Below are 18,191 nucleotides of genomic sequence, written 5' to 3'. Positions count from 1 at the left end.
TACGTCTGTTATTATTCTACCCTTGAATTCCCATTTAAAATAGGAATCGAATATGTCTGTTACGTAACAAATAATTTTAATAAGATATAATACTATTATTTGATATTTATCATCAGATTTTCTTATAACAAGCTATCTTGCTGATATCGTTGGTAATCAAACTATCTGGCTCATTATTTTATTTTTGCAATATTTCTAAAACAAAAATGATGCGATCATTGACCTCTACTTTGGGAAGCAAATGAATGTTGCAACAAAGCTCTTTTAAAGCTGCTGAAATACGCTCATATTCTTCAACTGCCGCTTTAAAATCATGTTTACGTTCACCATCATTTTCAAAAATCTCTTCCCAGGGTGGCGCTAAAAAAACATCTTTGGAATAGCAAAACGTATCTCCGAGTATTTTTCTGTAATCATCACCTCCAGAATGGCTAACGGCGAGCGCTGCATCTAGTAATCCTCGGTCATAAAAAACGAGATCTTTTTCCTTTTTCATTTGAGCAAGATCGTCCTCCGCCATCGCTAATGCACGTTCTGAAAATGCTCGTAGATCTACCCAAGGCAAAGCATTGCCAGAGGATGTAAGTTCTTCGCCAACTATGCGTCGACCCGGTTCAGAAACTGTTTTGAAACCTTCTTCCGCCAATGCGTTTATCAAGGTTGTTTTACCACCGCCTGAACATCCGGTGATTAAGATATGGTTTGATGACACGAATGTTTTATTTCCTCTTATTATTCATAACCGGATGTAAACATGAGATAAAATAAGCTCAACCTTTGAAATTAAATTTTAGAATTGACGCAATTCGTTTTTACCACAATTATACGATTGTAAACGCAAGAATGGGAACTTTTGCCATGGGAATTGTGGACACTAAAATTGAAGCTGCCGAAGAGCTGCGCCAGAATGTTAATGTACCCTTTAATCAAGCAAGGGCAATGCCCAAAAGTGTTTACACCAGCCAGGAATTTCTAGACCTCGAAATTGAACACATATTCAAGAAAGACTGGTTTTGTGCGGGCAGGGCGGAAACTTTAAAGAACAAGGGCGATTACCTGACATTTGAGCTTGCCGGTCAGCCAATTATGGTCGTACGAGATGGCGATGGTCAAATTCGAGCACAATCCAATGTTTGCTTGCATCGTATGTCCACGCTGCTTGAAGGGTCTGGCAACACCAAGACGATCGTCTGTCCTTATCATGCCTGGACTTATAATTTGGATGGTTCTATGCGTGGTGCACCTGGTATGGGACGTAATGATGCATTTTGTAAGGACAAGCTGAAACTTCCGCAAGTTAAATGCGAGATCTGGCTCGGCTGGATCATGGTATCGCTTAATCCCGATGCAAAGCCAGTTGCATCTGAACTTTCAGAAGCTGAAGCCATGATCGAAGACTTCGACATGGCAAGTTACCAGCAGACGTTTTCAGAAACCCATTTATGGGACACCAATTGGAAGGTTTTGGCCGAGAACTTTATGGAAAGCTATCACTTGCCAGTTTGCCACTCCGATACCATTGGTTGGTCTGTTGATTTAAACAAAATGGATTGTCCAACCAGTCCGCCAAGCTTTAATTATCACACAATCCTCAAGGATCCTGAATTTAAGCTGTCTATCGCGCATCCGGATAATACGCGTTTAAAAGGCGAACGCCGGATTACGACTTATTTGATTTCGATTTATCCAAGCTTAATGATCACGCTTACACCGGGCTATTTTTGGTATTTAAGCTTGCACCCTAAGGGCCCTAATCAAGTGCAGATCCTATATGGCGGCGGCATGTCACCTGATTTTGCCAATGATCCTGATGGGGAAAACATGTTAGCCACCACCAAAGCATTGCTGGACGATGTGAATATGGAAGATAAGGGATGCACCGAAGCCGTTTATAAAGGCATTTGTTCAGGTCTTGCTAAACCCGGTCCATTATCGCATCTCGAGCGGCCTAATTTCGACTTTGCGAAATATATCGCATCCCGCGTTTGTAAGTAGCTCGAAGCCTACTCAAACAAACAATAAACTGTATAGCTTTCGCCAGTTAAAAAGGAGAGGGTGCCTTTATACCCATCCTCACCTTCATCGTCGCCTGAATAGTCCACAAAGAGTGAGATAATGATGTCTGATGCTTGAACATCGACGAAATCAACGGTGAGCGTGTTATTCTTGATCAAGCCTTGGCTGAGGCCCAATTCAATTTCATCCTCGCGCGGCACATCCATCCACACTTTATCACCATGACTGACCCATGCGTTCAGCGGTGCATATATTGGAACCCGTCCCATGCCAATGCTGATCGACGCATGCTGATCCTTGGTTTCACAATGCACGCCGCCTGTCGCAAAGGCAAAAGACGGTAGCACTAACAGCATGCATTTAGACAGGAATGCGATGAAGATTATTCTGAACATGGGACCCGCTCCATTTTATGTTGGCAATTTCGCCAAAATCCAGTCTATCTTAATCTGAAATCAAAAAGTTTCAATGCAGTCGCATAGCGCAATCTCGGGGTTAAACAGATGAAACTAGCTGTCATTGCTGATATTCATGGCAATTATCTTGCGCTTGAAGCGGTGCTTAAAGACATTGAAAAACAACAGATTTCGGATGTTGTTAATCTGGGAGATTGCTTTAGTGGTCCGTTAGATGCGGGGAAAACGGCAAACATATTGATGGGATATAATTTTCCCACAGTTCGCGGAAATCATGATCGATATTTAATCGAGCAAAAGCGCGAGGATATGGGACCGTCAGACGCCTGTTCTCATGGTCAGCTTTCGCCAGCGCATTTTGATTGGCTGCGCGCGCTTCCTGAAACATTGATCTTCCAAGATGATGTATTTTTATGTCATGGCACGCCGACGAGCGATATGACTTACTGGATGGAACGTGTCACCGAAAAGGCTGAAATTGTTACCCGCACGCAAAAGGAAATCGAAGCGCATGCAACGGGCGTTGATTGCTCACTGATTTTATGTGGTCATACTCACCTTCCTCGAACATGCAAATTCACAAATGGGCAAATGCTGGTAAATCCTGGTAGTGTAGGGTGCCCAGGCTATGATGATGATCAACCTATTTATCACAAGGTTGAAACGGGAAACGCGAATGCGTCTTACGCCATTGTTGAGAAAACCACACTCGGCTGGGATGTGACTTTTCGGCAGATCGCGTATGATCACATGAAAATGTCTGAATTGGCCGAACAAAACGGTCGACCAGAATGGGCAAGCGCATTAGCAACAGGTTGGTTATAATTATGAAATTAAAGCTCCATCACATCAATTTATGCTCAACAAATGTCCCAGAGATGGATCGTTTTTATCGAGATGTTTTAACACTGGGTGATGAAGACCCAAAAGAATTGCCACCTCTTAATCAAGACAAAGGTTTAGTGGGGGACGTTTCCTTTGTCACCGATGGTGATATCCAAATGCATTTAACCCCAAAAGATGTTCTAAATTCATTCCGGTCAGGCCAAGTGGTCAACCCACTAGAACGTGGGCATATCGCTTATCGAACGGATGATATTGAAGCGTTTAAAGCTCATTTAAAAACACATGACGTGCCTTATTCAGACTGGGGCAGCAATGCCGTTAAAGGCTGGCATCAAGTTTTCTTTTATGACCCAGATGGCAATGTGATTGAAGTTCATCAAATCGTGGACAGCGAAGACAGTTAAGCTATTTATCGCGCTTACGTTTTGCCAATTCTTCTGCTTTCTTGTGATACGCGTCAAACCCGATTTGTTCGCGTAAATCGGCAAAATCAAGCAAATGTTCCTCTGACGATTGACCATTAGCGAGATTATCAAGCACTGTGTTCATCGCTTTCATCGCAGCTGACATCAGCGTGAGCGGATAAGCAGCAATAGAGTAGCCAATCTCGGCAAGCTGATCAGGCGGTAGGATAGGGGTCTGCCCACCTTCCAGCATATTCGCCATATGCACTCCATCGACAGCGCCGCAGATCGCCTTCATCTCATCAACGTTATAAGGCTCCTCAACAAAAAATATATCAGCTCCCAGCTCCGCAAATGCTTCCATACGTGCAATCGCCTCATCCAGCCCATGCTCTCGGCGTGCATCAGTGCGAGCTAAGATCAAAATGTCATGGCTTTGACGCGCATCAATCGCTGCATGAACACGCTCAATCGCTTCTGAACGGCTCACAACGCTTTTGCCTTGCGTATGACCACAACGTTTAGGCGCTACTTGATCTTCGATCATTATTGCCGCGCATCCGGCTTGCGCAAACCCTTGAACGGTACGATGCACATTCATCGGATTGCCGTAGCCCGTATCACCATCTGCAATCATCGGAATTGAAATGGCTTGCATGGCGTTACGCGCTTGATCAAGCACTTCGCCATAGGACATGAGACCCGTATCTGGTGCACCCAGACGCGAAGCTGACGCGCCAAAGCCAGATAAAAACGTCAGATCAAATCCTGCTTGCTCAATCAGCTTGGCAGAGAGCGCATCAAAGCAGCACGGCATCTTAATAATGTCATCTTGTTTTAAAAGCGCGCGCAAGCGATCTGCATTATGATTAGCGATTGTTTGGCTCATGAAGTTCTCCGCAGTCATTCGCGTCTCACATTACAGAAGCTAATCAATCTTGTGAATTACATCTCTCGCACTTTTTGGTTATATAATTATGAGGCAGAGTGTGCCTGTTGTGCGGAGCATGCTGTGTGGTGCGTAAGACACCCATCCACACGAGATTACAAAATACAAAAGTCGCATAAGATATATTATGGAACTTTATTATAATATAGAATTCAATATGTTGCGCAGATATTGCATAAAATATGCCGAGCAATCACCTGACAGCCCGGCACATAACCTCACCCGATCAAACGTTAGACGCTATCAGGCTATCGAAACTTTCACATCAACATTGTTGCGGGTCGCATGAGAATACGGACAGATTTGTTCATGCGCGCCATTGACCAGCTCTTGCGCTGCTGCTGCATCAACACCAGGCAATGAAACTTCAATTTCAGCTGTGATGCCAAATCCGCCAGCTTCTCGTGGACCAATGCCAACCGATGTTGAAACTTTTGCATCCTCTGGCACGCTAAGATGTTTGTTTTGTGACGCGAAGAATTTCATCGCACCTAAGAAGCAAGCTGAATATCCCGCTGCAAAAATTTGCTCTGGGTTGTTACCATTACCATCACCACCAAGCTCTGTTGGTGTGGCGAGTTTGACCTTAAAGCTTCCATCTTCAGTTTGTGCATAACCATCGCGACCACCTGTGGCAAAAGCCTTGGCTGTGTAGAGTACATTGACTGACATTTTCATCATCCTTGTTAATACATGTTATAATACTTATCGCGATAAGTGTTATGTGTTTGACATTTACCTGTCAAGATAATATTTATCGCAATAAGTAATTTATTTAGGTGCCTTACATGACTGAACAGCAACAATTTCCAATCCCGCCAAGCCTTGATGATCATATATGTTTGGGGATTTATACAGCGAGTTTGGCGATACAGCGCACATATAAACCCTTGCTTGATGAGATGGGTATTACCTACCCGCAATATCTTGTTCTTAACCTGTTATGGGCAGAAGATGGTCAGACTGTTGGTTCAATCGCGCGTGAGTTGAGCTTGGAGTTAAGCACGATTACACCGGTGCTTAAACGGCTTGAAGCTGCTGGGTTCGTCACACGCGTTAGAAATCCTGAAAACGAAAGAGAAGTTATTACCTCCCTCACCTTAAAAGGTCAGGACCTGCGATTTAATGCGGGATGCATTGCAAGCGAGCTTCTCAACAATTCCGATCTGAGCGTGAAGAAAATAAGCGAGATCAATAAAGCGGTTCGTATTCTACGCGACAATCTGTATATGAATTTAAACGCTACGGATAAAGAAAGCCTAGTGGACTGATCATCGATCAACGAAAATCTGACAATATTGATTTTGTCTCGCGCACAATATTCTCAATAATTTCGGCGGTGGACTTAGACTGATTTAAGCCAACCGCTTGGCCCGCCCATAAGGCCATTGCATCTGGCAGACCGCGGTCGGATGAAGCTTTACGCAATGGCTTACTCAATGTATTGCCGATTGGAAAATCCGGCCAGTCAGAAACATGTGAAAATTCGCTCGCATATTTATTGACAATTGAACGGGCTTTACGGCCTGAAAATGCGGTTGAATGAACTGTATCATCGCCCGAAGCTTGGCTGGCTGCTTTCTTATGAACATCGCTCAAAAGACTCTCAGGCGACGAGATAAATGCAGTTCCCATTTGTACACCAGATGCACCAAGGACGAGGGCAGCAACCACCCCTCTCCCATCCATGATCCCGCCTGCAGCGATCACCGGCACAGAAACAGCATCAACAATGCGCGGCACCAATGCAAACATACCGGTTAAATCCGCACCGTTTCGATCCATAAACCAGCCTGAATGGCCACCAGCTTCAAACCCTTGCGCAATGATTGCATCAACGCCATTTTGCTCAAGCCATATAGCTTCTTTAACGGATGTCGCACTGCAAAGAATTTTAATACCGCATGATTTTATTTGGGCAACCAATTTCGCATCTGGAAGGCCGAAATGAAAGCTTGCCACAGCTGGTTTTATCTCGCAAATGGTATCGCATATTTCTTTGTGAAAAGAACGGCTTGAAGGAATTGCTTCAGGTACTTTTCCAAGTTCATATCCATCATACCATGGTTTCAATCGATCGCGCGCAGCTTGTCCTTTGATCGGATCGATATTTGGCTCATCATGAGTAAAGAAATTGGCATTAAACGGCGCATTTGTGTGGGCGCGAATAAAGTCAAATTCTGCGATTAATTTGTCAGATGTATATTCTGCGCTACCGAGCGATCCAAGGGCACCTGCATTACACGCCGCAACCACCATTTCAGGACTGGTTGCGCCTGCCATGGGCGCTTGTATGATTGGATGTTCAATACCAAGTAAATCGCATAATCGATTGTTATTCCAAATCACACCACGCCCTCCCAAAAACTTAGCAGATTATGCTTTTAGCTTTCTTCTAACTCTTCGGGCTTGTTGATATGCGGAATTGCGGCTTTTAGCAAATCATGGAACTTGTCGCTTGAGCTATCCGCTAGCACAAAAAACTGTCGACGCATGCGCGGTTCCCAGAATTTATTAATGTGTTCTGCTACATCCTGGCCACCTGTATCGCCCGCTTGCGAGGAGAAGAACGTCGCAATTTGGTTGCCCATGCGAATGAGTTTGGCGTCGTTATTTGCGCGAATTTGCTCTGTACTTTGATCATGCGACATCGGCATTATCCTCTTTATTATTCAGCGGCAGACGAACACGTTCAGGCCGGGTATAAATTTCAAAACTGTCTTTTCGCGCCAGCGCAATCAATGTCAAACCAGCCTCTTTTGCTGTTCGAATGGCAAGCGCTGTTGGTGTGGACACGGCAATCAAAATCGGTGCACCAGACACAACAACTTTCTGGATTAAATCAACAGACACGCGAGATGTGATAACGATCGCACCGTTAAACGCGTTCAGATTTTGGCTCGCGATGGAACCGATAACTTTATCAAGTGCGTTATGACGGCCAACATCTTCGCGTAACACTTTGATATCACCATCAGAATTGATAAAGGCGGCTGCATGCACGGCACCAGTTTCAGCGCGCATTTCCTGCTTATCGTTGAGCTGATCAATCGCTTTAGCAATGCTTGAATGCTCCAAACAGAAAGTGTTTTCCTTTCGTTTGGGCAATGCGCGCATCACGTCTTCAATTGATTCTATCCCACACAATCCGCATCCCACGGGCCCTGCCATAGCGCGGCGTTTGGCGGCAAATTCAGATTGCAGATCATCCTTGAGCTGCATTTGAATATCCAGCCCCTCGCCCACATCGATGATATCCATAGATGTAATATCGTCTTTATGGCTGATAATGCGCTCAGACAGCGAAAAGCCAATTGCGAAATCTCCTAGATCAGCGGGTGACGCCATCATGACTGCATGCGTGGTGCCCCCGAAACTAAGCGCCACTGGCACTTCTTCGGGAACTGCACGAGAAGCTGCCACAGTCTTTCCATCGCGCTCAATGGTGCGCGAGACATGCGCAAACGTCATTCGACGCGGCGCATTATCTGTCATCTTTGGCGTTTTCTCGGTCATAGCACAACAAACTTTACTCGGCTGGTTCAGCCGGTGCAACTCTCCGGGATTGCATTGCTTGCTCATTATAGCCAATTTGCCACTCAGATGGACCATTTGATGGGCTCACCTGTACCGCTGTCACCTTATATTCAGGACAGTTTGTTGCCCAGTCAGAGAAGTCAGTGGTAATCACGTTAGCTTGCGTATCCGGATGGTGGAATGTTGTATACACAACACCCGTTGCCACACGATCTGTGATCGTGGCGCGCAATGTTGTTTCACCCGAACGTGAAGCAAGACGGATGAAATCACCTTCTTTAACGCCTCGTTGTTCAGCGTCATGCGGATGAATTTCAAGCAAATCTTCTTCATGCCACTGCGAGTTTTCTGTTCTGCGCGTCTGCGCACCCACATTATACTGAGACAGGATACGACCGGTCGTTAGAAGTAGCGGGAAACGAGGTCCTGTTTTCTCATCAGTTGCAACATATTCTGTACGAATGAAGCGCCCTTTACCGCGGACAAAACCGTCCAAGTGCATGATCGGCGTACCCTCAGGAGCTTTCTCATTACACGGCCACTGAACTGAACCTTTTTCTTCCAACAGATCATAAGACACATTGGCAAAGCTTGGTGTAGTCGCTGCAATTTCATCCATGATTTCAGATGGATGACTATAATTCCAGTCAGCATCCATGGCTTGAGCCAGCTTTTGCGTGACTTCCCAATCCGCCAAACCGTTTTTCGGGCTCATGACTTTGCGAACACGGTTGATACGGCGTTCAGCATTGGTGAAGGTTCCGTCTTTCTCTAGGAATGTTGAACCTGGCAAGAAGACGTGCGCATAATTGGCTGTTTCGTTAAGGAAAAGATCATGCACCACAACACATTCCATAGCAGCAAGACCAGCTTGAACGTGTTTTGTGTCAGGATCTGATTGCAAAATATCTTCGCCTTGAATGTAAATTCCGCGGAATGAACCTTCAACAGCCGCATCCAGCATGTTTGGAATACGAAGCCCTGGCTCTTTATTAAGCTCAACACCCCACATTTTTTCAAAGATATCGCGCGTTGCTTCACCTGAAATATGACGATAGCCCGGCAATTCGTGCGGGAAGGAACCCATGTCACAAGCGCCCTGCACGTTGTTTTGACCACGAAGTGGGTTTACGCCCACACCTTTACGACCAATATTACCAGTTGCCATAGCAAGGTTTGCAATCGCCATAACCGTTGTTGAACCTTGGCTGTGCTCAGTTACTCCCAAGCCGTAATAGATCGCGCCATTTCCACCTGTTGCAAACAAACGCGCTGCTTGGCGTAATTCGTCAGCTGGAACACCTGTATATTCTTCAATTGCTTCTGGTGCATGACGCTCATCTGATACAAATGACGCCCAATCTTCAAATTCTGACCAGTCACACCGTTCACGAATGAAGGCTTCATCAAATAGGCCTTCCGTTACGATCACATGTGCAAGTGAAGTTAGAACTGCAACGTTCGTACCTGGCCGTAATGGCAAGTGATGTGCTGCTTCCACATGCGCTGATTTAACAGTTTCCGTCTTACGCGGATCGATAACGATCAACTTTGCACCAGCACGTAGACGCTTTTTCATACGAGACGCAAATACAGGGTGCGCGGCAGATGGATTGGCACCAATCACAATCATGACATCTGTGTGCTCGACGCTATCAAAATCCTGCGTTCCGGCAGACGTGCCATATGCCTGACCCAAACCATAACCAGTTGGTGAGTGACAAACGCGCGCGCATGTATCAACATTGTTGTTGCCAAAGCCTGCGCGGATTAGTTTTTGAACGAGATATGTTTCTTCGTTTGTACAACGCGATGATGTGATACCGCCAATTGCGCCACGACCGTGTTGGTATTGAATACGGCGGAATTCTGTAGCGATATGCTTGAATGCTTCATCCCACGTCACTTCGCGCCATGGATCAGTGACCTTTTCACGAACCATTGGGTTTAAAATGCGGTCTTTGTGCGTTGAATAGCCCCAAGCAAAGCGGCCTTTGACACATGAATGTCCGCGGTTTGCTTTACCATCTTTATACGGCACCATGCGGACGAGTTCTTCACCGCGCATTTCAGCTTTAAACGAACAACCCACACCGCAATACGCACATGTGGTGATTTTCGAATGTTCCGGCTGACCGATTTCGATGACGGATTTTTCCTGCAAAGTGGCTGTTGGACAGGCCTGCACACATGCACCACATGATACGCATTCAGATGACATGAAGTCGTCACCCACCATGCCCGGTGAAACGCGGCTATCAAACCCGCGACCTTCAATAGTCAATGCAAACGTGCCCTGCACTTCCTCACATGCACGCACGCAGCGTGAGCAAACAATACATTTAGATGCATCATAAGTGAAATAAGGATTGCTCTCGTCTTTAGGCTTATATTTTGGGTTTGCTTCACCGTTTTGGCGCGCAACAACGTGGTTTTCACCCTCATAGCCATAACGAACATCGCGAAGACCAACTTCACCAGCCATATCTTGCAATTCGCAATCGCCGTTGGCTGCGCATGTCAAACAATCAAGCGGGTGGTCGGAGATATATAGCTCCATCACTCCTTTACGGATCTTTTTAAGTGGCTCGGTTTGCGTTTTAACCACCATGCCCGGCTCAACAAGTGTTGTACAAGATGCAGGCGTTCCGCGGCGGCCCTCAATTTCAACCAAACACAAACGGCATGATCCGAAAGCATCGACCATATCTGTGGCGCAAAGCTTTGGCACTTTAATCCCGGCTTCTTGCGAGGCGCGCATGACAGATGTGCCTTCTGGCACTGTGACTTCAACCCCATCGACGATGAGTGAAACCATGTTTTCTGATTTTGATTCAGGCGTTCCGAAATCTATTTCTTTAATCAAAGTCATGTCTATTACTCCGCCGCTTGAACTTGCTGTTCAGGAAAGAAATCTTCAGGGAAATGGGTGAGTGCGCTCATCACTGGATAAGGTGTGAAACCACCCAAGGCACAGAGTGAGCCAAATTTCATTGTATTACAAAGATCGGTGAGAATTTCGATCTGCTCTTCCGCATCAACACCGTTTTTGATGTTATCAGCCACTTCGACGCCGCGCGTTGAACCGATCCGACAAGGCGTGCACTTACCGCAGGATTCAATTGCGCAGAACTCCATAGCAAAACGTGCCTGTGCGAGCATATCTACCGTGTCATCAAAGACAACGATACCGGCATGTCCGATCAATCCGTCTTTTGCGGCGAATTCTTCATAGTCAAATGGCGTATCAAACAAATCACGTGGGAAATAAGCGCCCAATGGACCACCCACTTGCACGGCGCGAACTGGACGTCCTGAATTTGTGCCACCGCCGATTTCGTCAACGATTTCACCCAGTGACATGCCAAAGGCTGCTTCGAACAATCCACCTTGTTTAACATTACCTGCGATTTGAATTGGCATTGTGCCGCGAGAGCGACCCATACCAAAATCAGCATAGAATTTCGCACCCTTATCCATAACGATCGGAACGGATGCAAGTGAAATCACGTTATTGACCACAGTTGGCTTACCCATGAAGCCTTTATGCGCTGGAAGTGGTGGTTTTGCGCGCACAATGCCGCGCTTACCTTCCAAGCTTTCGAGCAATGATGTTTCTTCACCACATACATATGCCCCTGCCCCAATGCGTACTTCAATATCAAATGGATATCCTGATCCAAGCACAGACAGACCCAAAACACCTTCATCTTTGGCGATTTTGATGGCCTTGTTGAGGATGATACCAGCATCGGGGTATTCAGAGCGAAGGTAGATATAACCTTTTGTCGCGCCCACAGCATGACCTGCAATGATCATACCTTCGATCAACACGAACGGATCGCCTTCCATGATCATGCGGTCAGCAAATGTACCGCTATCGCCTTCATCGGCATTACAAACGATATATTTCTGAACGCTGTGCGATTCGAGAACTGTCTTCCACTTAATTCCTGTTGGGAAACCTGCGCCACCTCGACCACGAAGGCCTGATTCAGTGATTTGGCTCACAACTTCGCTTGGTGTTTTCGCAAGCGCATTTTGAAGACCTTTTAAACCGTCATTTGCTTTGTAATCTTCCATAGAGAGCGGGTCTGTGATGCCGCAACGTTGAAAAACGAGGCGTGTTTGTTTTTTGAAAAACGGAATTTCTTCTGTCAAACCAAGACTTAAAGCATGGTCTTGTTTGCCATCTAACATGCCCGCATCAATAAGTTCGCCAACATCATCGGTGTTGACCGGACCGTAAGCTACTCGACCTTGATCTGTCTCAACTTCGACCATTGGCTCAAGCCAAATCATACCGCGAGAACCGGTGCGAACGATCTGAACATCTTGGTTTTTATCTGCGATTTTTGATGCGACATCATCCGCACCAAGTGCAACCGCTGCGCTATCTTGTGAAATAAAGATCTTCGTGGTCATTGGCTCACCTCTTTCGCAAGAGCTTCGATTTTAGCATCATCAAGACGGGCGACCAATTTCCCATCCACCATAGCAGCAGGAGCGCATGCGCACAATCCTAAGCAATATGTTGCTTCAACTGTGACTTTCCCATTCTCAGATGTCTCACCCCAGCCAATGCCCAATAGCGATAAAAGCTTCTCTGAAAGCGCGTTTACACCCATGGATTGACACGCTTCGGCGCGGCAAATTTTTACCACATGATCGCCAGCAGGTTCGCTGCGGTAGTCATGGTAAAAGCTGACAACACCATGAACCTCCGCTCTTGATAGATTTAATTTATCGGCAATAACTGGCAACGAATCTTGCGGTACAAAACCAAAATGATCTTGTATCTCATTCAAGATTGGCAGCATAGGCCCTTCAAGTGATTGTAATTCTTGCACAATTTCTGAAGTAACCGATATTACTTCTTCAGCATTCGCATGTAATGACATATGCATCTACCCTTAAGCATAGTTTCATATGCCCACAATTGCTTGTTTCAGGGTGGAAATCAATAATCCTATTCCGTTGAACGATTGATAATTTCAATCGTTATTTCAAGCTAAACAATAAGATTTTTCTTAGCTAAAACATGTGCTTCTTGCAGCAGCGCCGAAACATTTGGTGTATTGGGTTCACGCTTTGCAGCAACCACACCGACAATGTGTTTGGCATCAGGGTTTTTGATTGGAATGGCACGTAGATTTTTACCAAATCCCATGAGATCGGCGATATTCACCGGAATGATACTCGCCCACTCACCGTTCATGATATGAGAGAACAAAACCAACATGGAATTTGATTCAAGGGCAGGTTTCACACTTACACCCGCATCTTCTAAGTGTTTGTTTACAATTCGGCGGTTTTGCATGTCCGGTGTAAGCAAACATAATGGGATATCACCAAGTTCTGCCCATGTAATATCTTTGCGTTCACTGTGCTTACTGCCTTCTTTAACAATAAGCTGAAAACGCTCTGCATAAAGCGGTAAAGAAACAGTGCGGCCGGTCAAAGGTTCATCATTAAGATAAGTGATACCAACATCAATATCGAAATTCTCAAGCTTCGCCAGCACTTCGATTGAAGTACAGGCTGTTACAGAGAGCGTCACCTTTGGGTGTTTTTTGATAAAGGGAGCTGTTAACTCATGCAGCATTGCCGATGCTGTTGGGATGGTTGCAATGCGAACATGACCCGACAAACCATTGCGCGCTGTTCGCATTTCTTCGCGCATTGAACGTGTGTCATCAACAATACGTCGCGACCATTCAAGCACGCGCTGGCCTTCTTGTGTGAGCCCTTTAAACCTTGAACCACGCTGAACAAGGACAACGCCTAGCTGATCTTCTAACTGACGAATGGCAGATGAAAGTGTGGGCTGGGTGATGCCGCATGCATCGGCTGCGCGTCCGAAATGCTGATGTTTTGCGAGCGCAATAAAGAATTCCAGTTTATCAATCATTAGACACTTCCCCTACACGCACTTACCGTTAATCAGTCATTGCGAGTCTCACAATGTGAGACAGTGCTAATATGCAAGCGGCGACCCGCATTACGCAAGTCGCCGTGATAAATAAATTCAAACTGGCATAATGATCAGCCAGAATTGGCCATATAACGCCAAGAATATGAATTCGCTTTTGCAGGCTCATTCATGGATGGCTGGTAGTGATGCTCAATACCAGGAATGTGACCGGCATCAAGATGTTTGATAGTTGCTTCATCACTGACTTCAAAACTATCGATACCACAACGCAGCATCAGTGGCACCTGATCTAACAATACTTGACCAAAAGCTCTGATTTCACCTTTAAAACCAAAGCGATCGCGAAGTAGAGCTGCATGCGAAAAAGCACGACCATCATTAAAGGTCGGGAAATTCACCGCAATTAGAGCTATGCTTTCTAGCTTGTCTGCAAGATCGTTCACATCATCAGCTGGTTCAACGCGAACCGCTAAATTGCCTTCGCTTGAACCCTTTGCATCTTCAACAGAAAGATACTCAGCACCCTCTGACAGGAAACCCCATTCGTTTTCGCTTTGAAAGCCGTTTTTTGTCCAGATTTTTGACATCATTAGTTCCTAAGCGGCTGTCTTTTCGCCATAAAGCGCTGTTTTAAATGGTTTCATACCCAAACGACGGTATGTTTCGATGAATGTTTCATCATCAGATGAGCGAAGTTCGAGATACGTGTCGATAACTTTTTCAATCGTATCGGTGATGGCTTCAGGTTCAAAACCAGGACCCATTATTTGGCCCACAGATGTGTTTTCATCAGCAGAACCACCAAGTGTGATTTGGTACAATTCAGTACCTTTTTTCTCCACACCCAAAATACCAATGTGACCCACATGGTGGTGACCACAGGCATTGATACAGCCTGAGATTTTGATCTTCAATTCACCAATTGTTTTCTGACGCTCAGCATCGCCGAAACGATTTGAAATCTCCTGCGCAACCGGAATTGAACGCGCATTTGCAAGCGCACAATAATCAAGACCCGGACAAGCGATGATGTCAGTTACAAGACCTGCATTACCTGTCGCTAAACCGTTTGCTGCTAGAACGCGATAAAGTGGCTCCAAATCAGCTAACGCGACATGCGGGAACACAAGATTTTGCTCGTGTGTAACGCGGATTTCGTGATTACCATATTCTTCCGCCAAATCTGCAACAAGATCCATTTGCGCGTCCGTTGCATCACCCGGCACACCACCAATTGGTTTGAGTGAAATTGTCACTGTGCCATAATCAGGATGCTGGTGCGGGCCAACATTTTGCTGGATCCATGTGGCAAAAGCAGCATCCGCTTTCTTCCACTGAGCCAACTGACCCCAACCTTCGGCACGATCTGCAAGATTTGGTTTTTCAAAATACTTGGTAATCGCTTCAATATCAGCATCCGGCAATTTAAGATCTGTGTCTTTCAAATGCTGCCATTCAGCTTCGATTTGCGCTTTCAACTCATCAAGACCAGTTTCATGAACCAGGATCTTAATACGTGCTTTATATTTGTTATCGCGACGTCCGTTTAAGTTATAAACGCGCATAATCGCTGTTACATAAGTCAGCAGATCTTCTTCGGGAAGGAAATCGCGGACTTTCTTAGCGATCATTGGCGTTCTGCCCTGCCCGCCACCAATATAGACCTTAAAGCCGATTTCATCGTCTTCGTTCTTCACAAGTTGCAAACCAATGTCATGTACCTGGATCGCAGCGCGATCATGCGGTGCGCCAGTTACAGCGATTTTAAATTTACGCGGTAGAAACGAAAATTCAGGGTGTACAGATGACCACTGACGCAAAATCTCAGCGTAAGGACGAGGATCAGCGATCTCATCTGCTGCGGCACCTGCAAACTGGTCAGTTGTTACATTACGAATACAGTTACCAGATGTCTGGATCGCGTGCATTTCAACGCTTGCAAGCTCTTCGAGGATATCAGGGATATCTGAAAGCTTTGGCCAGTTAAACTGAATGTTCTGGCGCGTTGTGAAATGCCCGTAACCGCGGTCATATGTCCGTGCAATATGCGCAAGTTTACGCATTTGCACCGGTGACATTGTGCCATAAGGCACAGCAATGCGGAGCATATAGGCGTGCAACTGAAGGTATAGACCATTCATCAAACGCAAAGGTTTGAAGGCATCCTCGGTGATGTCTCCATTAACTCGACGTTCTACCTGATCGCGAAACTGTGCGACGCGCTCTTTTACAAAAGCATGGTCAAATTCATCATATCTGTACATTAGTATTCCTTAAAAGCTTAACTTAGACCACCACTTGTCGATAACTAAGCAGCTTGAGTTTGCTCTTGAACAAGTGCTTCATAACCATAAGCAACGCTTGGACCGTGAGAGCGAATACGCTCACGCAAGCGGATAGGCCAGATGCCTTGCTCTGTCTCTTTCACGTCGATGACAGCAACATCAACAACAAGATTATCTGAAACAGCTTTTTTGCCAGTTTCTTCCAAAGCAGCAACAGCTTCATCATGACGTGCGATAAATGCGTCAGCGATTGTTTCAATCCACTCACCTTGCGCATTAAGCCAAACGCTGTTTCCATCGATAAGTTTGTTTGCAGTCAATACTTTAGACATAATTTACACTCCGAGATACGTGTTTTGTGGCTGTTCTTGTGGAACAGATTGAATAAGTGGCGTCGAATTTTCAAAAGACGCCCCAGCAACTGAGTCACCGATAATGACCATCACAGGGCCGGATAGATCATTTCGGTGCTCTAGTGCTGGAAGGTTTTTAAGCGTGCCATGCAGCATTTTTTTGGTGTCGCGGCCGGCATTTTCAACAACTGCAACAGTTGTGTTGGCATCAAGACCCGCTTCCATCAAGCGTTCTGCAACAGTTGCTGCAACAGTGCGCCCCATATAAACGGCTATTGTTGCACCTGAAATTGCAAGTCGTGCCCAATCTGGCAATGCTTCGCCCGTTAGATCATGACCTGTTGTGAAGACAAGTGATGATGAAACACCGCGCAATGTAAGCGGTAGATCAAAATCCGCGGCCGCTGCAAATGCTGATGTGATCCCAGGAACGATTTCATAGGAAATATTGGCATCACGCAATGCTGCCATTTCCTCGCCCGCACGCCCATAAACAAGTGGATCACCTGATTTAAGGCGCACAACGCGCTTACCTGAACCTGCAAGCGAGACAAGCAATTCGTTGATTTCGTTTTGTGACTTTGAATGACAGCCTTTGCGTTTACCTACTGATACGCGTTCTGCATCACGGCGACCCATATTGACCACAGCTTCAGGCACTAATGCATCATATAAGATTACATCCGCTTCCATCATCACGCGTTGCGCGCGCAAAGTCAGCAAATCTTCAGCGCCAGGGCCAGCGCCAACAAGCCATACATGACCTTGTGCTTCTTCGCGCTCACGCAAAATACGAGTTGCGATGCGACGCGCTTGGGAGGTTTCGCCCATGGCAACTTTGTCGGCGATATCACCGGTAAAGAAACGACGCCAGAATACGCGACGTGTCACACCGCGCGGCAGCATGTGATCAACTGCTTTACGGTATTGCTGGGCTAAACGTGCAAGAGGACCAAGTGAGGGAGATAACATTTGATCAATACGCGCACGAACGATTTGACCAAGAACGGGTCCTGCGCCTTCTGTACCAATAGCAACGGAAAGCGGCGCACGATTAACAAGCGCCGGCGTATAAAAATCACAATAATCAGGTTGATCAACTGCGTTCGCAGGAATCTTAAGTGCACGAGCTTCATCAACAATTTTGCGATCTAGAGCATCATCACCAGTTCCGGCAAAAACCATCACAGCGTGTTTTAGATGTTCTTTCGTAAATGTCTCTCTGACGATCTTAACCTGGTTCTTTTTCGCAAAAGCAACAAGGTCAGCTTCAGGGGCATCAGCATAAACGATGATGTCGGCACGGGTGTTTGATAACAGACGCAATTTTGCGAATGCTTCGTCACCATTTCCGAAGATCGCAACTTTCTCGCCTTCCACCTTGAAGAAGGCAGGAAATGCAATCAATTTGTTCTCAACGTTAGACATAATTGTACCCAAGTAGTTTCTT

The 18,191-nt window shown here is 45.9% G+C and carries 19 protein-coding genes; 4 read left to right on the top strand and 15 right to left on the bottom strand.

What is annotated here, in order from left to right:
- Window positions 1-178 precede the first annotated feature (178 nt).
- The gene (locus tag ACZ1GZ_RS12095) at window positions 179-712 is read right to left on the bottom strand and encodes an AAA family ATPase (RefSeq protein WP_472665126.1); all 534 of its coding nucleotides are present in this window, start codon (window positions 710-712) and stop codon (window positions 179-181) included.
- Window positions 713-858: 146 nt separating this feature from the next.
- On the opposite strand from ACZ1GZ_RS12095, the gene ACZ1GZ_RS12090 reads away from it, so the two are divergent.
- On the top strand, window positions 859-1,995 hold the full coding sequence (locus tag ACZ1GZ_RS12090) for an aromatic ring-hydroxylating oxygenase subunit alpha (protein WP_472665125.1): 1,137 nt from the start codon (window positions 859-861) through the stop codon (window positions 1,993-1,995).
- 8 nt (window positions 1,996-2,003) lie between these two features.
- On the opposite strand, the gene ACZ1GZ_RS12085 is transcribed toward ACZ1GZ_RS12090, so the two are convergent.
- Entirely contained in the window at window positions 2,004-2,411 is a 408-nt protein-coding gene (locus tag ACZ1GZ_RS12085; RefSeq protein WP_472665124.1) for a hypothetical protein, read from the bottom strand.
- 108 nt (window positions 2,412-2,519) lie between these two features.
- Between ACZ1GZ_RS12085 and ACZ1GZ_RS12080 the strand changes: the two genes are divergently transcribed.
- Both ACZ1GZ_RS12080 and ACZ1GZ_RS12075 read left to right on the top strand, forming a co-directional pair.
- A complete protein-coding gene (locus tag ACZ1GZ_RS12080; protein ID WP_472665123.1) occupies window positions 2,520-3,257 on the top strand; it encodes a metallophosphoesterase family protein in 738 nt (245 codons plus the stop codon).
- Window positions 3,258-3,259: 2 nt separating this feature from the next.
- Window positions 3,260-3,682: a VOC family protein gene (locus tag ACZ1GZ_RS12075; RefSeq protein ID WP_472665122.1), complete on the top strand. Its 423-nt coding sequence runs from the start codon at window positions 3,260-3,262 to the stop codon at window positions 3,680-3,682.
- Window position 3,683: 1 nt separating this feature from the next.
- Here ACZ1GZ_RS12075 and ACZ1GZ_RS12070 read toward each other — a convergent pair whose 3' ends face one another.
- Entirely contained in the window at window positions 3,684-4,571 is an 888-nt protein-coding gene (locus ACZ1GZ_RS12070) for an isocitrate lyase/PEP mutase family protein (RefSeq protein ID WP_472665121.1), read from the bottom strand.
- A gap of 303 nt (window positions 4,572-4,874) precedes the next feature.
- The gene (locus tag ACZ1GZ_RS12065) at window positions 4,875-5,303 is read right to left on the bottom strand and encodes an organic hydroperoxide resistance protein (protein WP_472665120.1); all 429 of its coding nucleotides are present in this window, start codon (window positions 5,301-5,303) and stop codon (window positions 4,875-4,877) included.
- Window positions 5,304-5,419: 116 nt separating this feature from the next.
- Between ACZ1GZ_RS12065 and ACZ1GZ_RS12060 the strand changes: the two genes are divergently transcribed.
- The gene (locus ACZ1GZ_RS12060; protein ID WP_472665119.1) at window positions 5,420-5,902 is read left to right on the top strand and encodes a MarR family winged helix-turn-helix transcriptional regulator; all 483 of its coding nucleotides are present in this window, start codon (window positions 5,420-5,422) and stop codon (window positions 5,900-5,902) included.
- Between the two features lie 7 nt (window positions 5,903-5,909).
- Here the strand turns inward: ACZ1GZ_RS12060 and ACZ1GZ_RS12055 are convergent, their stop codons facing one another.
- From ACZ1GZ_RS12055 to cysG, 11 genes are all read right to left on the bottom strand, one after another.
- A complete protein-coding gene (locus tag ACZ1GZ_RS12055) occupies window positions 5,910-6,980 on the bottom strand; it encodes an NAD(P)H-dependent flavin oxidoreductase (protein WP_472665118.1) in 1,071 nt (356 codons plus the stop codon).
- 35 nt (window positions 6,981-7,015) lie between these two features.
- Window positions 7,016-7,282 carry a formate dehydrogenase subunit delta gene (locus ACZ1GZ_RS12050; RefSeq protein WP_472665117.1) on the bottom strand — a complete coding sequence of 89 codons (267 nt, stop codon included), beginning with the start codon at window positions 7,280-7,282 and terminating at the stop codon, window positions 7,016-7,018.
- Window positions 7,272-8,147, bottom strand: a complete 876-nt coding sequence (fdhD, locus tag ACZ1GZ_RS12045; RefSeq protein ID WP_472665116.1) for a formate dehydrogenase accessory sulfurtransferase FdhD — start codon at window positions 8,145-8,147, stop codon at window positions 7,272-7,274. The genes ACZ1GZ_RS12050 and fdhD overlap by 11 nt, the downstream gene beginning before the upstream one ends.
- Window positions 8,148-8,160: 13 nt before the next feature.
- The gene (fdhF, locus tag ACZ1GZ_RS12040; RefSeq protein WP_472665115.1) at window positions 8,161-11,040 is read right to left on the bottom strand and encodes a formate dehydrogenase subunit alpha; all 2,880 of its coding nucleotides are present in this window, start codon (window positions 11,038-11,040) and stop codon (window positions 8,161-8,163) included.
- A 5-nt stretch (window positions 11,041-11,045) separates the two neighbouring features.
- Window positions 11,046-12,593 carry a formate dehydrogenase beta subunit gene (locus ACZ1GZ_RS12035; protein ID WP_472665114.1) on the bottom strand — a complete coding sequence of 516 codons (1,548 nt, stop codon included), beginning with the start codon at window positions 12,591-12,593 and terminating at the stop codon, window positions 11,046-11,048.
- Complete coding sequence (locus tag ACZ1GZ_RS12030; RefSeq protein ID WP_472665113.1) at window positions 12,590-13,069, bottom strand: formate dehydrogenase subunit gamma; 480 nt, start codon at window positions 13,067-13,069, stop codon at window positions 12,590-12,592. Before ACZ1GZ_RS12030 ends, ACZ1GZ_RS12035 begins: the two co-directional genes overlap by 4 nt.
- A 110-nt stretch (window positions 13,070-13,179) precedes the next feature.
- Window positions 13,180-14,079, bottom strand: a complete 900-nt coding sequence (locus tag ACZ1GZ_RS12025) for a LysR family transcriptional regulator (protein ID WP_472665112.1) — start codon at window positions 14,077-14,079, stop codon at window positions 13,180-13,182.
- Between the two features lie 134 nt (window positions 14,080-14,213).
- Entirely contained in the window at window positions 14,214-14,690 is a 477-nt protein-coding gene (locus tag ACZ1GZ_RS12020) for a DUF934 domain-containing protein (RefSeq protein WP_472665111.1), read from the bottom strand.
- Between the two features lie 9 nt (window positions 14,691-14,699).
- Window positions 14,700-16,367 (bottom strand): nitrite/sulfite reductase, encoded by a 1,668-nt coding sequence (locus ACZ1GZ_RS12015; protein WP_472665110.1) that lies wholly within the window; start codon window positions 16,365-16,367, stop codon window positions 14,700-14,702.
- Between the two features lie 44 nt (window positions 16,368-16,411).
- The gene (locus tag ACZ1GZ_RS12010; RefSeq protein WP_472668294.1) at window positions 16,412-16,723 is read right to left on the bottom strand and encodes a DUF2849 domain-containing protein; all 312 of its coding nucleotides are present in this window, start codon (window positions 16,721-16,723) and stop codon (window positions 16,412-16,414) included.
- Window positions 16,724-18,169, bottom strand: coding sequence for a siroheme synthase CysG (gene cysG, locus ACZ1GZ_RS12005; protein ID WP_472665109.1), 1,446 nt, complete (start codon window positions 18,167-18,169; stop codon window positions 16,724-16,726).
- Window positions 18,170-18,191: the final 22 nt, after the last annotated feature.

The sequence above is a fragment of the Lentilitoribacter sp. JB5-8 genome (assembly GCF_055693385.1).
This window is presented reverse-complemented; position numbering and strand designations above follow the sequence as displayed.

Bases quoted from the DNA above. Each gene is read 5' to 3' on its own strand.
- ACZ1GZ_RS12020 (WP_472665111.1), bottom strand. From the start codon at position 14,690: ATGTCAAAAATCTGGACAAAAAACGGCTTTCAAAGCGAAAACGAATGG.
- fdhF (WP_472665115.1), bottom strand. From the start codon at position 11,040: ATGACTTTGATTAAAGAAATAGATTTCGGAACGCCTGAATCAAAATCA.
- ACZ1GZ_RS12025 (WP_472665112.1), bottom strand. From the start codon at position 14,079: ATGATTGATAAACTGGAATTCTTTATTGCGCTCGCAAAACATCAGCAT.
- ACZ1GZ_RS12050 (WP_472665117.1), bottom strand. From the start codon at position 7,282: ATGTCGCATGATCAAAGTACAGAGCAAATTCGCGCAAATAACGACGCC.
- ACZ1GZ_RS12060 (WP_472665119.1), top strand. From the start codon at position 5,420: ATGACTGAACAGCAACAATTTCCAATCCCGCCAAGCCTTGATGATCAT.
- ACZ1GZ_RS12090 (WP_472665125.1), top strand. From the start codon at position 859: ATGGGAATTGTGGACACTAAAATTGAAGCTGCCGAAGAGCTGCGCCAG.
- ACZ1GZ_RS12030 (WP_472665113.1), bottom strand. From the start codon at position 13,069: ATGTCATTACATGCGAATGCTGAAGAAGTAATATCGGTTACTTCAGAA.
- fdhD (WP_472665116.1), bottom strand. From the start codon at position 8,147: ATGACCGAGAAAACGCCAAAGATGACAGATAATGCGCCGCGTCGAATG.
- ACZ1GZ_RS12035 (WP_472665114.1), bottom strand. From the start codon at position 12,593: ATGACCACGAAGATCTTTATTTCACAAGATAGCGCAGCGGTTGCACTT.
- cysG (WP_472665109.1), bottom strand. From the start codon at position 18,169: ATGTCTAACGTTGAGAACAAATTGATTGCATTTCCTGCCTTCTTCAAG.
- ACZ1GZ_RS12075 (WP_472665122.1), top strand. From the start codon at position 3,260: ATGAAATTAAAGCTCCATCACATCAATTTATGCTCAACAAATGTCCCA.
- ACZ1GZ_RS12070 (WP_472665121.1), bottom strand. From the start codon at position 4,571: ATGAGCCAAACAATCGCTAATCATAATGCAGATCGCTTGCGCGCGCTT.
- ACZ1GZ_RS12065 (WP_472665120.1), bottom strand. From the start codon at position 5,303: ATGTCAGTCAATGTACTCTACACAGCCAAGGCTTTTGCCACAGGTGGT.
- ACZ1GZ_RS12085 (WP_472665124.1), bottom strand. From the start codon at position 2,411: ATGTTCAGAATAATCTTCATCGCATTCCTGTCTAAATGCATGCTGTTA.
- ACZ1GZ_RS12015 (WP_472665110.1), bottom strand. From the start codon at position 16,367: ATGTACAGATATGATGAATTTGACCATGCTTTTGTAAAAGAGCGCGTC.
- ACZ1GZ_RS12080 (WP_472665123.1), top strand. From the start codon at position 2,520: ATGAAACTAGCTGTCATTGCTGATATTCATGGCAATTATCTTGCGCTT.